Origin of the sequence: Actinomyces howellii, from assembly GCF_900637165.1 — a bacterium.
Classification (GTDB): Bacteria; Actinomycetota; Actinomycetes; order Actinomycetales; family Actinomycetaceae; genus Actinomyces; species Actinomyces howellii.
Map to the genome: position 1 here is coordinate 2829732 of NZ_LR134350.1, position 13246 is coordinate 2842977.

The window sequence follows — 13246 nt, forward strand, 5'->3', positions numbered from 1 at the left end:
ACGACGCCGACGACGAGGCGCTCCTCCTTCTGTTCGGCGACGAGGGCCTCGATGAGGGGCCGCTCGCCTGGCAGGAGCGCGCACTGTGCGCCCAGACGGACCCCGAGGCCTTCTTCCCTGAGAAGGGCGGCTCCACCCGTGAGGCCAAGCGCGTGTGCGCGACCTGCGAGGTGCGGCAGGAGTGCCTCGAGTACGCCCTGGCCAACGACGAGCGCTTCGGCATCTGGGGCGGCTTGTCGGAGCGTGAGCGCCGCAAGCTCAAGCGCCGCGCCGTATGAGCGGGCCGGCCGTCCCCGGCCCCTCGACCCGCGCCCTGGGCGCGCAGACCCTCGCCGTCCTCGTGACGGCGGGGGTGACCCCGTTCCTGCCCCACTCGCTGCGTGCGCTCCGGAACCAGACGGTGCCTCCCGACGTCCTGCTCGTCGTCGACGTCGCCTCGCGGGTCAACGGCCTGGGTGACGGCACCCCCGTCGAGGAGGCCGTGGCGGCCTCCCGTGTCGACGACGTCACCGACGTGCGTATCGTCCACGTCCCTGAGGCCTCCGGCTTCGGTGGGGCGGTGTCCCGTGGGCTGGAGCGCTACGCCGAGCTGGTCGCCGCCGGCAACCGGCGGCGCGGCCCGCGCGGGCAGGACGCCGGGGGCCTGCTCGGTACGGCCGGCGACGGTCTGCGTGACCGGTCCGAGGACCGCCTGACCGGGCCGACCGGGGCGCTGTCGCCCATCACCCCCGCTGAGGAGGCGCGCGCCGCCGCCTCCGGCGACCCGGCCCGCGCCGAGGCGCCGGGCCAGTCCTGGCTCTGGCTGCTCCACGACGACTCGGCCCCCGGCGCGGACTGCCTCGAGGAGCTGGCGACCGCCGTCGTCGCGGCGCGGTCGGTGGCGCTCGCCGGGCCCAAGCAGGTCGACTGGGACCGCCCCGAGGAGCTGCTCGAGGTCGGGCTGCGCACCACCGCCTCGGCGCGCCGCGCCAACGACATCGTCGAGGGGGAGATCGACCAGGGCCAGTACGACGACCGCAGCGACGTCCTGGCCGTCGGGACCGCCGGTGCCCTCATCGACCGTGCGGTGTGGGACCAGCTCGAGGGCACGAGCGCCTTGTTCCCCGTGTTCGGCGACGGGCTGGAGCTCTCCCGCGCGGTGCGTCTGGCGGGGCACCGCGTCATCGTCGTGCCCCGGGCGCTTCTGCGCCACCGGCGCGCCTCCTACCTCGGGCTGAGGCCGGCCCAGGGCACCCGCAGGACGAGGAGCGCGGGGCAGGAGCCCGGCGTCCCCGCTCCGCTCCGAGACCCCGATCCCGACCGCTCCTTCCATGCCCGGCGCACCGCCCAGCTCACGGCGTGGGCCACCTTCTCGACCCACCCGGTGCCGGTGCTCCTGGTGTGGTTCGTGCTGCTCGGCTCCGCCCGAGCCCTGTGGCGCCTGGTGACCAAGGAGCCCGCCCTCGCCGGTGACGAGCTGGGGGCGGCGGTGACGGTTGCCGGTCGGGGCCCGGGCATCCGGGCGGGCAGACGGCGCCTGGCGGCCCACCAGGAGGTGCGCCGCTCCGTCCTGGCGCGCCTCTACGTCGAGCCCACCGAGATCCGGTCCATGCGCCGGGACCGTCGGCGCCAGGAGCGCGAGCGCCTCGCCCGCGCCGCGGCCCCCAGCGAGCTCGAGCTGCGCGAGCTCGCCGCGCTGGCCCGCCGCCGTCGCCGGGTTCTGGGCTCGGTCGTGGCTCTTGTCGTCGGGCTCACCGTCATGGGGTTCTCCGGCCTCCTGCTCACCCGCTCACTGACCGGAGGCGCGCTGGCCGGCCTGTCGGCACCCTGGCGCCAGACCTGGGAGGCCGCGTGGTCGAGCTGGGCCGCCTCAGCCGACGGCTACCCGGGCACCCCGACCCCGCTGCTTGCCCTCCTCGCCCTGGCCGGGGCCGTGGCCTCCTGGGTGGGTGGCGACGGCGACGTGCTCGTCCACGCCCTCCTCCTCGCGGCGCTCCCGGTGGCCGCGGCGGGCGCGTGGTTCGCGGCGGGCTGCGTGACGCGCCGCACCGGGCTGCGCGCCTGGGCGGCGCTGGCCTGGGCGCTGTCACCTGTGCTCCTGCTGGGCGTGGGACAGGGGCGGCTGTCGGCCGTCCTCGTCCACCTCACCCTGCCCTGGGCGCTGACCGCCCTGGCCCGCGCGGTCGGGGCCGACCGGCGCGACGTCGTCCTGTCAGGGCTCGTGGACGCCCATCACGCCACGAGCCGGGAGAAGGCCGAGCTCGACCGTTTCGCCTCCGAGCGGATGGAGGACCTGGCGACCCTCGCCGATGACGCCGATGACCCAGGCGACGCAGGCGACGCAGGCGACGCCGACGACACGGCCCGGGACACCGGAGCCGCCGACCCCGCTGAGTCCGCTGACGAGGCGGCCACCGCTGACGAGGCGGAGACGGGGGCGCAGGACCGGGGCCCCGGCGACGACGAGTCCGACGCGACCGACGAGGCCGAGGACACGGTTGACGAGGACTTTGCCGCGGATCGGCGGGGCGCTCCGGCCCTGGGCGCAGCCGCCCGCGCCGCCCTCACCGAGCGCTACGGTCCCGGCTCGCCGACCGCCGCGGCGGTCGCCGGGCTGCTCCTGGCCGTCGTCGTCGCCGCGGCGCCTGCCACCGCGGCCCTCATCGTCCCGGGCCTGCTGCTCCTGGCGCTCCGTTCACCCCGCAGCGCCCTGCGCCTCCTCCTCACCGTCGTGCCGGTCCTGGCCACCGCCGCACCCGCCTGGCTGACGGCCCTCGGCCTGCTGGGGGACGAGGGCACCTCGTGGGCCCTGCGCTACCTCCTGACCGACCTGGGGGTCCCCGTGGAGGTCCCGGCGCCCAGCGCCATCGAGCTCGTCGTGGGCCTGCCGCTCGACCTGGAGTCGCTCGTGGGAGCCCCGTTGCTGTCCCTCGCGGTCAAGGCGCTCCTCGTGGTGGTTCCGCTGACGGCCCTCCTGGGCCTGCTCGTGCCCGGACGGCGCGGCGCCCGCGCCAGGGCCGGGGTCCTCATGGCCCTGGGCGGGCTCGCCCTGGCCGCGCTGAGCACCCGCACGACCACCGCAGTGGGCACCCTGCCTGACGGCACCGACTCGGTGACCGTCCACGGCTGGGCCGGGACCGGGCTGAGCCTCGCCCTGGCCGGGCTCCTGGCCGCGGCCCTGGCGGGCGCCGACGCGGCGCGGGCCGACCTCGTGGGCCGCGCCGTCGGGCCGAGGCACGCGGTCGCCCTCGTCGTGGCGGTCCTCGCCCTCCTCGGCCCGGTCGTGTGCGGCGCCTCCTGGGCGCTGTCGGCACGGACCTCCTCCGCGGCGGGCTCAGACGCCCTCGTCATGGCCCTCCGGGGCGCCGGGCAGCAGGTCCCGGTCATCGCCTCCCAGATGCAGTCCTCCCAGGCAGCGGGACGCGTGCTGGTCCTCACCTCCAGCGACGACGCCACGGGCGAGGGCATCGTGGTCCACAGCTGGCGGGGCCCCGGTACCCAGCTGACCGACGTCGTCCCCGACGTCGTGGCCGCCCAGCTGCGCGACCGGGTCCCCGCGGCGGGGGAGGAGCCCCTGACCGGGGCCACGTCCACCGACCCGCTTCCCACCGAGCTGGACGATCCCGCCGACGCCGAGCTCGCCGACGTCGTCGCGCGCGCGGTCGCGGGCCAGGACGAGCAGGTCGCCGCCGACCTGGCCGCCCACGGGGTGTCCGTCGTCCTGCTCACCGACCGCGCCGCCGACGACATGACCGCCACGGCCCGGGCCGGGCTCAGCTCGACCCCCGGGCTCGAGGAGCTGGCGTGGACGACGACCGGAGCCTCATGGCGCGTCGCGCCCCAGGACGGTACCGAGGCCGCCCGTGCCGTGCTCGTCGGCCCTGAGGGCACGACGGTCCTGCCCTGGTCCTCCACCGACCTGCGCACCCGGATCGAGGGCTCCGGCACGACCCGCACCCTCGTCCTGGCCGAGCGCGCCGACAGCGGCTGGAGCGCCACCCTCGGGGGGGAGGACCTGCGGGCCACCACCGTCCGGGACGGCAGCGGCCAGTGGAGGCAGGCCTTCGAGGTCCCGGCCAGAGACGGCGAGCTCGTCGTCACCCACGACGCACCCGCGACGACCCTCCTCGTGCGCATCGTCCAGGTGACCTGGGTCGTCACCGCCATCGCCGCCCTTCCCCTGCGACGCCGGAGGTCAGAGGCATGAACCGCTCCAGGACCGTCGGCAGGCCGGCCACAGCGACCCTGAGGCGGGTCGTGGCCCTCGTCGCGGCCACGGCCCTCGTGGGCGCCGGGACCGCCATGACCTGGTGGGGCACGACGACGCCCCGCCCCACGACCACCCAGGTCGAGCCGGCCACGGTCACCGGCCCGGCCGCGGACGTCGTCTACGCCTGCCCGCAGGCTCCGCGCAACACCATCGGCGGGGTCGACCTGGGGGAGACGACCTCCTCGACGACGCTGACCCCCACGGGACAGGACGCGACGATCACCTACGGCGGGACCGAGCTCGACGCCCCCACCACGCTCGAGACCGCCGAGGGCGGGCTGCTCACGGTCGAGGCAGGCGGGACGGAGCCGGCGGGCGCGGTCGGCGCCGTGACGACGCTGACCGCCTCGGGCGACCTGCGCGGCCTGACGACAGCGCCCTGCACCCCGCCCTCGGCCGTGTCCTGGATGGTCGGGGGCTCCTCGGCCGTCGGCACCTCCGCCGAGCTGCGGCTGACCAACCCGGGTGTCACCGTCGTGACGGCCACGGTCCGCCTCTACGGCTCGACCGGAGAGATCGCGCTGCCCTCCAACGGGCAGGTCGTCGTCCCGGCGGGACAGACCGTCGGCATGCTCCTGGAGTCCGCCGGGGCCACCGACTCGCGCGTGGCCCTGAGCGTCGAGGCCGACGGCGGCACCCTCGTGCCCTTCCTCGTCACCGAGGCCCTCAACGGTGAGACCGCCGCGGGCACGGAGGTCATCTCCCCGGGCGCGGCCCCCTCGACCGACCTGACCGTCCCCGGCGTCGTCCTCGTCGAGGGCGCCGACCAGGGAGAGGCATCCGACCAGGAGGCCACCGGTGCCGGGGCGGCGGGGGAGACGGGCCTTGTCCACCGGTCCCCGGTCGTGCGGGTCGTCAACCCCGGGCAGGAGCCGGCCACCGTCGCCGTCTCGCTCATCGGGGACCAGGGCGAGCAGCCCCTGGCAGGCGCCGAGTCGGTCGTCGTCGACCCGGGGGCGGTCTTCGACATCTCCCTGGCGGGGACCACGCCGGGCAGCTACGGGGTACGGGTCACATCGGACGCCCCGGTCGGAGCCGCGGTCAGCCTCGTGCGCAGCGCCGGGGAGTACCCCGAGCGCTCGGGCACGGCCCTGCGCGACGTCGCCTGGGCGCAGGCGGCCTCACCCGGCGCGCTCGAGGCGGCGGTCGTGGCACTGCCTCGCGGCAACGGGATGGCTCCCGCGCTCGCACTGACCAACTCGGGCACGACGCCCTCGACGGTGACCCTCACCGCCGCCGACGGTCAGTGGACCACCCAGGTCGAGGTCCCGGCCTCCACGACCGTCACCCCGACGGTCCCCGAGGACGTCGGCGCGCTCAGGATCACCTCCTCCCAGGCGCAGGACCTCAGCGCCGCGGTCACGGTCACCGCACAGGTCGAGGGCGAGGCGGCGGGCACGCTCGTCTCGACGCTCTCCCCGGTGGCTGACGCCCAGGCGCTGACCCAGCGCAACCTCGTCCTGCGCTGACCCAGCGGCCCCGTGGCCGGCGATGCGCTCAGACCCCTGAGGAGGACCGGCCGATAGGCTGGCGAGATGACGCAGGCCAGACGCCCCGCCCCCGTACCGGTCCCCGCACGTCGCCGCGACCGCCACGGCCGCGGGCTGCGCGGTCCCCTCCTGCCCCCCTACCTCCCCGCCTGGCGGACGAGGGCCGAGCACTTCGACGAGGTGGTCGTCTCGGCGGCCAGCGACCTGGCACGGCGCCTGCCCCAGGTCGCCGACATGCAGTTCGCCGTCGAGGAGGTGCCGCCCTCGGACCCGGCGCCCTGGGAGGGCGGCGTCGTCCTGGGACGCGGCTTCGCCGCCGAGGCCCGGGCCGGCCTGCCCGCCCGCATCGTCGTCTACCGGCGCCCCGTGACCAGCCGGGCGCACAGCGAGGCCGAGCTCGGTGAGCTCGTGCGGCGGGTCGTCGTCGAGCAGGTCGCCCTCCTCCTGGGGCGGCGTCCCGAGGAGATCGACCCCGACCTGGCCTGAGACGGCGGCGCGGGTCGGCACGAGTGCCTCCGCACGATAACCTGCGCTCGTGAGAAGAGTGAGACGCTGCCGCAGGCCCGGCTGCGAGAACCCCGCCGTCGCCACCCTGACGAGCGTCTACGCCGACTCCACGATCGTGCTGGGCCCCCTGGCCACTGAGGCCCAGCCCGAGGCCTACGACCTGTGCGCCAGGCACGTGGAGTCCTTCACCGCCCCACGGGGCTGGCAGGTGATCCGGCTGGCCACGGACTTCGCCCCCGCGCCGCCCTCCGACGACGACCTGACGGCACTGGCCGACGCCGTGCGCGAGGCCTCACGTGCACCTCGCCCCCAGGCCCCCCGTGCCGAACGGGCAGGTCGGCCCGGCGGCATCATGCCCGGGCCGGTGACCCACGAGCCTGACACGCTGCCCGACCATCTCACTGGCCTGGGCGACGGCGAGATCACCCGCCGGGGCCACCTGCGCGTCCTGCGCGGCGACAAGGAGGAGTGAGATGCCGCCCACCCCTGGACCCACCCCAGGCCCGCACGTGCCCGGGCTGAGCCCCTGGGTGTGCCAGGCGCTGCGCTGCCCGGCCACCGGGGAGCCCCTCGTCAGCGACCCGGACGGCGGGCCACGGCTCGTGGCGGTGGCCGCGGGACTGGCCTACCCGGTGCACGAGGGCGTGCCCCACCTGCTCGTCGACCAGGCCGAGACCGTGTCCGGGGCCCTGTCGGAGTCCCTGCCGGAGTCCCTGTCGGAGTCCCTGTCGGAGTCCCTGTCCGGGGCCCAGGTGGCCACCGAGGCCGCGCCCGAGGGCTGAGAGCACGACGGCGCACCGGCTCGGGCGAGCACGCTCACCGGGGCGGGGCGATCTCGTGGGGCAGCTCCTCGAGGGCATGGAGCGCCCGCTCATCGGACCGACGGTCCCGCAGCTCGAGGAAGAGCTCGCGGTCACGGCGCGCGACGAGGGCCGCCGCGAGGAAGCGCTCGGGGTTGGTCCCCGGGGGCGGCGGCGGGGAGACGTACGGCTCGGCCCTGGCCGCCAGCTGGTAGGCCAGGTGCTGACGGGCCTCGGGGCGCATCGTCGAGGCGCGCTGCAGGAAGGTCCGGGCGACGAGGGCCAGATCGCCCGGCAGCGCCCGCAGATCGGCCTGCCCGGCCCACTGGGCGAGCTCAGGGGGCATGATGAGCGGGGCGGCGTCCCGCGTCCCGGGGCGGTCCCGCACGACGTAGGTCCCCGCGAGCAGGTCCCCCAGACGCTTGCCGCGCTTGGTCACCACGCACGCGACCGCCGCCACGACCCCTGAGAAGGACCAGATCTCGACGCTCGCCAGCAGGACGCGCACGAGACTGTGCCGCAGGCGCAGGGCCCCGCCGTCGTCGCGCACCACCCTCGTGCCCACGACGAGCCGCCCGGCGGAGCGTCCGCGCGAGAGGACCTCGACCGCCAGGGGCACGACGACCACCCACAGCGCCAGCATGCTGCTCAGGACGACAAGCACGAGGGCGTCGGAGGCGAAGCCCGACGTCTCGACGAGGGCCACCGCCCCGATGCTCGTCAGGAACAGGCCCCCGGCGTAGATCGAGTAGTCGATCGCTCCCGACAGCAGGCGCACGCCGACAGACGCCGGAGCCACCTCGAGGGCGACCGCCTCGCCGGTGATCATGAGCTCGGGTGTCATCATCCGCTCGGACGACGACGGTGGCTCGTCCACCATGTCAGACTCCTTTCGTGGACATCGACGCATTCGTGGCCGCGCACCGCGACCAGTGGGACCGCCTCGACCAGCTCGTCAGACGCCGTCGGCTCTCCGGCGCCGAGGCCGACGAGCTCGTCGGCCTGTACCGGGCCGCCGCCGCGCACCTGACCCGTATCCGCGCCGGCGCCCCGGACCCCCAGGTCATCAGCGAGATGTCGACGCGCGTTGCCGCGGCGCGCGGCAGGATCACCGGAACCCGGGAGCTCAGCGTCCACGAGGCCCTGCGCTTCTGGACGGTGTCCGTGCCCGCCGCGCTGTACCGCCTGCGCTGGTGGACGGTCTGCGTGGCCCTCGTCGAGGTGGCGCTGGCGGTCCTCGTGGGGGTGTGGACGCTGCGCAGCCCTGAGGCGATGAGCGCCCTGGGTACGAGCTCGGAGCTGGCGGACTACGCCGGGCAGCAGTTCGAGAGCTACTACTCGACCTACTCCTCCCAGGAGTTCGCGGCCCTCGTGTGGTCCAACAACGCGCGCATCGCCGTCGTCTGCGTAGCCGCCGGGATCACGGGGATCCTGCCGGCCTACGTCCTGTACCTCAACGCCGTCAACCTGGGGCAGGCCGGTGCGATCATGGCGGACCACGACCGCCTCGGGCTGTTCTTCGCCCTCATCACGCCCCACGGGCTGCTCGAGCTCACCTGCGTGTTCATCGCCGGGGGCGCCGGGCTGCGCATGTTCTGGACGCTGCTGGCTCCCGGCCCCCGGTCCCGCGCAGTCGCGCTGGCCCAGGAGGGCAGGGCGCTCATCACCGTGGCCGTCGGGATGGCCGTCGCCCTCGTCGTGGCCGGCCTCATCGAGGGCTTCGTCACCCCCTCGCCGCTGCACTGGGCGCTCAAGTGCGTCATCGGCGTCCTGGCGCTGGCAGCACTGTGGGCCTACACGCTCGTCCTGGGGCGTCGGGCCGTCCTGGCCGGGGAGACCGGCGACATCGTGGAGGAGGCCGCGGGCGCGGTGGCGCCCGAGGCGGGCTGAGCCCGTCACTGAGCCTGTCGCTGGGCCCGTCACTGGGCCCGTCACCGTGCCCGGCTCACCGGGCGGGCTGATACCGAGCACGCCCATCACAGCCGTCCGGCGGCCTTGAGCGCGAGGTAGGTGTCGGCCAGCGCAGGGGCGATCTCACCAGGCCCGGCCTCGACCACCTCCACCCCGGCCCGCCGCAGCCTGGCCCGCACCGCCTCGAGCTCGATGAGGTCCCGCTCGGCCGCCGCAGCGATGTAGACGCGATCGGTGTCCGAGCGCTCAGCGCTCAGGCGAGCCAGCCCAGGATCACTGACCGAGGCGATGACGACCGTGTGGCTGCGTGACAGGGAGGCCAGCGCCCTGAGCATGCCCGCATGGGCGCCCGAGCCGTCCAGGGCGGTGAGCACGACCACGAGCGCCCTCTGGGACAGGATCGACTCGGTACTCGAGGCCACCAGCGCCCAGTCGGTCTCGGTCAGGCTCGGTTCAAGGGGCGCCAGGGCGTTGGCCAGGGCGCTCATGAGCGCCGGACCGGACTCGCCGCGCACCTGGACGCGGCTCCGGGAGTCCACGGCCAGCAGGTCGACCCGGTCGCCGGCCCGTGTGGCCAGCGCCGCCATGAGGAGGGCCGCCTCGATCTGGGCGTCGATGCGCGGCTCGTCGTCGAGCCGGGCGGCGGCCAGGCGGCCGCTGTCGATGACGATGAGCACCCTGCGGTCCCGCTCGGGGCGCCAGGTGCGCACGAGGACCTCTGCGCGGCGTGCGGTGGAGAACCAGTCGATGGAACGCACGTCGTCCCCGACGACGTACTCGCGCAGGGAGTCGAACTCCGTGCCCGCCCCGCGCACCATGACGGCGCTGCGACCGTCCATCTCTCGCAGGCGCGCGAGCCTGCTCGGCAGGTGACGACGCGACCTGAAGGCGGGCAGCACCCGCACGGTGGCGGGCGCGAGCAGGGAGGCCTGCCGGCCCGCCAGCCCCAGGGGGCCCAGCACGCGCACGGAGACGAGGTCGGCCCTCCGGTCACCTCGGCGCGAGGGGGTCAGGGTCGTGCGGCTGCGTCGGCGCTCACCGGCCGGGATGCTCAGGCTCGAGCGCTCGCGCGTCGAGCCCGCCGAGGGCGGCCAGGCGTCGCGCACGAGGACGCTGACCGGCCGGGACCCGGTGTTGGTCACCGTCAGCGTCGTGGACACCGACTCGCCCAGGCGGACCGAGGGGGGCACGCGGCGCTCGACCCTCAGCTGCCTGGGGGAGGGGGCCGCCAGGACGTCGACGCCGACGAGCAGAGCGACCACCGAGCTCCACACGACGGCGGTCAGCGGACGCGGCACGGCCACGATGGCCACGAGCGCGGCGGCGAGCAGCCAGACGGTGCGCATCGTCAGGTACACGGTTCCTCCTCTCGGCCTCGTGCCCGCGCTCAGCGGGGGACGGGCACGGAGCGCAGGACGCCGTTGACGACCGACTCGGTGGTGACCCCCTCCATCTCAGCCTCCGCCCGCAGCTGGATACGGTGACGCAGGGTCGGCAGCGCCAGCGCCTTGACGTCGTCAGGGGTGACGTAGCCCCGGCCCGACAGCCAGGCCCACGCCCGGGCCGAGGCCAGCAGGGCGGTCGCCCCGCGCGGCGAGACACCCAGCGCCACCGACGGCGAGGTCCGCGTGGCGCGCACGAGGTCGACGATGTAGCCCAGCACCTCGGCCGAGGCGCCGACCGTGCGGACCTGCTCGCGCGCGGCGGCCAGGTCCGCCGGGCCGGCGACCGCGCTCAGCCCGGCACCGCCCAGGTCGCGCGGGTCGAAGCCGGTGGCGTGGCGCGAGAGCACCTCGATCTCCTGGTTGCGTTCCGGCAGCGGCAGGACGAGCTTGAGCAGGAAGCGGTCGAGCTGGGCCTCGGGCAGCGGGTAGGTCCCCTCGTACTCGACGGGGTTCTGCGTGGCGACGACCATGAAGGGGTCGGGCAGGGGGCGGGGCGTGCCGTCGATGGAGACCTGGCGCTCCTCCATCGCCTCGAGCAGCGCCGCCTGGGTCTTGGGAGGGGTGCGGTTGATCTCGTCAGCCAGGAGCAGGTTGGTGAACACCGGCCCCTCGCGCAGGGAGAACTCCGCGCTGCGGGCGTCGTAGATGAGCGAGCCGGTCACGTCGCCGGGCATGAGGTCGGGAGTGAACTGCACCCGTCGGGTGTCCACCGCCAGCGTCTGGGCCAGGGAGCGCACGAGCAGGGTCTTGGCCACTCCCGGCACTCCCTCGAGCACGACGTGCCCTCCGGCCAGCACCGCGATGACCAGGCCGGTGACCGCGGCGTCCTGCCCGACGATCGCCTTGGCGACCTCGGAACGCACCGCGACAAGGCGCTCGCGGGGGTCGGCGTCGGGGCCCCCTGTGGGTGCAGGGGCGGCGCCCTGACCGACGCCCTCGGGGATCGTGGATGTGCTCATCGTGGATGGACCTCGCTCTCGAGTCGGTCAAGCTCGACGCCCAGGTCCACGAGGGACCGGTCGTCGTGGGGGACGGGCCCGTACAGGACCCGGTCGACATGTTCCGTCTGCCTCCCGCTGGCGCGGGCGACGGCCTGGACGAGCTCATGACGCCCCGCCGCGGGGGTCAGCCCCAGGAGACGGCCCAGGCGGGCGGCCGTCCCGGCGCGCAGGGCCTGGGCGGCGCGCTCCCGGTCGGCGGCGCGCCGGTAGAGCCGGCCGCGGCCGATGGTCGTCTCGGTGGAGCGCACGACGACCGGCATCTCCTCGACAACGACGCGCCCGAAGCGCCGTCCGCGGACGACGGCCAGGGCCAGGACGACGACTGCGGCCTGGAGGAGGGCCACCGGCAGCCACGGGGGCACGGTGGGGGAGTCCCACAAGCCGGTGGACGACAGGCGGGAGCCGTCGAGCCAGACGACCCGCTCGTGGTGGCCCAGGGCCCGGATGGCCAGGGCGGCGTTGCCGGCCTGTGCCAGTCTCTCGTTGGTCACGACCGTGGCGTCCGGGACGACGCGGAGGGTCGCCCCGGTGGCCAGGGGGGCCGTCGCGTAGGCGTAGGCGCCCTCGGCGACGGGGAAACAGCCCACGGCCCCGTCGGTCTCGTCGATCCGCACCGTTCCCCGCGAGCCCATGAGCGAGGCCGCGGCGACCGCGTCCTCGTCCGGGCACTGCGGGGCCAGCACCGTGTCCGAGGTGGCCGAGGCGCCCGTGGGCGTCAGGGAGGTCAGCCCCGACAGGTCGGCGTACCGCGTGCCCAGGACCACGACGTCGCCTCCGGAGCCGGCCAGGCGCGCCTGGTCGGCCACGGACAGGTCGCGGGCGTTGAGCACCGCGATGGTGGCGCCCTGGGCGCCGGCGCTGACGGCCTGGTTGACCGTCGTGGCGCTCGACACCCCGATGCCCTCGTCGCGCAGCAGCTGGGCGAGGGCCTGCGCCCCGTTGGCGCCCGGGTTGTCGAGGGCGTAGGGCACCGTCGACTTCCCGGGCTTGACGATGACGGTGAGCACGGCGACGACGACCAGGCCGGCGATCATGATGACGAAGGGTCTCCACAGGCGCAGGCGTTCGCGCAGGGTGCGGCCCACCACCTGGTCCGGGCGCGGGTCCGCCGTGCCGAGCGGGGGCGACTGCGTCCCGGCGCTCATCGGGCGGCCTCCGCCAGGTCGGTGACCGGCGCCCGCGCCACCTGGTCAGCCAGCTCACGCATCCAGGCGTCCTGGGCGGGCTCGGCGACGAGCTCGCCGTAACGGACCGCGTCGAACAGGGCCGCGGCCCGCACCAGGTCCGCGGACATCGCGCCGATGGCGGTCGAGGCCAGGTCAGCCGCCTCACGAGCGGTCATCCCCGGGTAGTCCTCGATCGCGCCGCGCTCGTCGAGTGAGCGGATGATCGCCCGGAACCGCTCGATGACCGCGGTGGCCCAGTCCCCCGACCCGGCGGCGGCGTCGGCGGCGAGCACGAGGGCGGCGGAGTCGCGGTCGTCGTCGAACAGGAGTCCGTCGCCCACGCGCCCGCGACGCAGCACGCTGATCCTGGTGAGCATGCGGCACAGCGCGACGACGAGCACGGCCGCCAGGACCAGGACGATGAGGACCGAGAGCCACTCCGGGACCTGGGGCACGACGTCCCGGGGGTCGAGGTGATCGCGGATCCACCGCCATATCACCGACCACAGGCTCTCCTGCTCCCGGTACACGGGCTTGGCGAGCTCGGCCTCGGCTCGCCTGCGGGCCTCCTCGGCGTCGGGGGTCGCCGGGGCGGCGGGCGCGGCGAGGAGAGCTGCCCGTGCCTCGAGACGGTGCAGGGCGGCACCGGCTGCCTGGGACATGGCACTCATCATCGG

General features: G+C 75.4%; 12 protein-coding genes. 7 read left to right on the plus strand and 5 right to left on the minus strand.

Annotated features, from left to right (window positions below; genetic code table 11):
* Positions 1–29: 29 nt before the first annotated feature.
* From EL245_RS11805 to EL245_RS13745, 6 genes are all read left to right on the plus strand, one after another.
* On the plus strand, positions 30–278 hold the full coding sequence (locus EL245_RS11805; RefSeq protein ID WP_197719519.1) for a WhiB family transcriptional regulator: 249 nt from the start codon (positions 30–32) through the stop codon (positions 276–278).
* A complete protein-coding gene (locus EL245_RS11810; RefSeq protein ID WP_126383386.1) occupies positions 275–4186 on the plus strand; it encodes a glycosyltransferase in 3912 nt (1303 codons plus the stop codon). Before EL245_RS11805 ends, EL245_RS11810 begins: the two co-directional genes overlap by 4 nt.
* Complete coding sequence (locus EL245_RS11815; RefSeq protein WP_126383388.1) at positions 4183–5718, plus strand: DUF5719 family protein; 1536 nt, start codon at positions 4183–4185, stop codon at positions 5716–5718. The genes EL245_RS11810 and EL245_RS11815 overlap by 4 nt, the downstream gene beginning before the upstream one ends.
* 66 nt (positions 5719–5784) lie before the next feature.
* Entirely contained in the window at positions 5785–6225 is a 441-nt protein-coding gene (locus EL245_RS11820; protein WP_126383390.1) for a metallopeptidase family protein, read from the plus strand.
* 49 nt (positions 6226–6274) lie between these two features.
* Complete coding sequence (locus EL245_RS11825; protein ID WP_126383392.1) at positions 6275–6718, plus strand: DUF3499 domain-containing protein; 444 nt, start codon at positions 6275–6277, stop codon at positions 6716–6718.
* 1 nt (position 6719) lies between these two features.
* Positions 6720–7028: a Trm112 family protein gene (locus tag EL245_RS13745; protein ID WP_232009760.1), complete on the plus strand. Its 309-nt coding sequence runs from the start codon at positions 6720–6722 to the stop codon at positions 7026–7028.
* Positions 7029–7062: 34 nt separating this feature from the next.
* On the opposite strand, the gene EL245_RS11835 is transcribed toward EL245_RS13745, so the two are convergent.
* Complete coding sequence (locus EL245_RS11835; protein ID WP_126383394.1) at positions 7063–7926, minus strand: RDD family protein; 864 nt, start codon at positions 7924–7926, stop codon at positions 7063–7065.
* A 14-nt stretch (positions 7927–7940) separates the two neighbouring features.
* Between EL245_RS11835 and EL245_RS11840 the strand changes: the two genes are divergently transcribed.
* Entirely contained in the window at positions 7941–8936 is a 996-nt protein-coding gene (locus EL245_RS11840) for a stage II sporulation protein M (protein ID WP_126383396.1), read from the plus strand.
* 86 nt (positions 8937–9022) lie between these two features.
* Here EL245_RS11840 and EL245_RS11845 read toward each other — a convergent pair whose 3' ends face one another.
* From EL245_RS11845 to EL245_RS11860, 4 genes are read right to left on the minus strand one after another with little or no spacing between them, the layout of a single operon-like run.
* A complete protein-coding gene (locus EL245_RS11845; protein ID WP_126383398.1) occupies positions 9023–10315 on the minus strand; it encodes a DUF58 domain-containing protein in 1293 nt (430 codons plus the stop codon).
* Positions 10316–10344: 29 nt separating this feature from the next.
* Positions 10345–11361 (minus strand): AAA family ATPase, encoded by a 1017-nt coding sequence (locus tag EL245_RS11850; RefSeq protein ID WP_126383400.1) that lies wholly within the window; start codon positions 11359–11361, stop codon positions 10345–10347.
* On the minus strand, positions 11358–12548 hold the full coding sequence (locus EL245_RS11855) for a DUF4350 domain-containing protein (RefSeq protein WP_197719416.1): 1191 nt from the start codon (positions 12546–12548) through the stop codon (positions 11358–11360). The genes EL245_RS11850 and EL245_RS11855 overlap by 4 nt, the downstream gene beginning before the upstream one ends.
* A complete protein-coding gene (locus EL245_RS11860) occupies positions 12545–13231 on the minus strand; it encodes a DUF4129 domain-containing protein (RefSeq protein ID WP_232009761.1) in 687 nt (228 codons plus the stop codon). The genes EL245_RS11855 and EL245_RS11860 overlap by 4 nt, the downstream gene beginning before the upstream one ends.
* Positions 13232–13246: the final 15 nt, after the last annotated feature.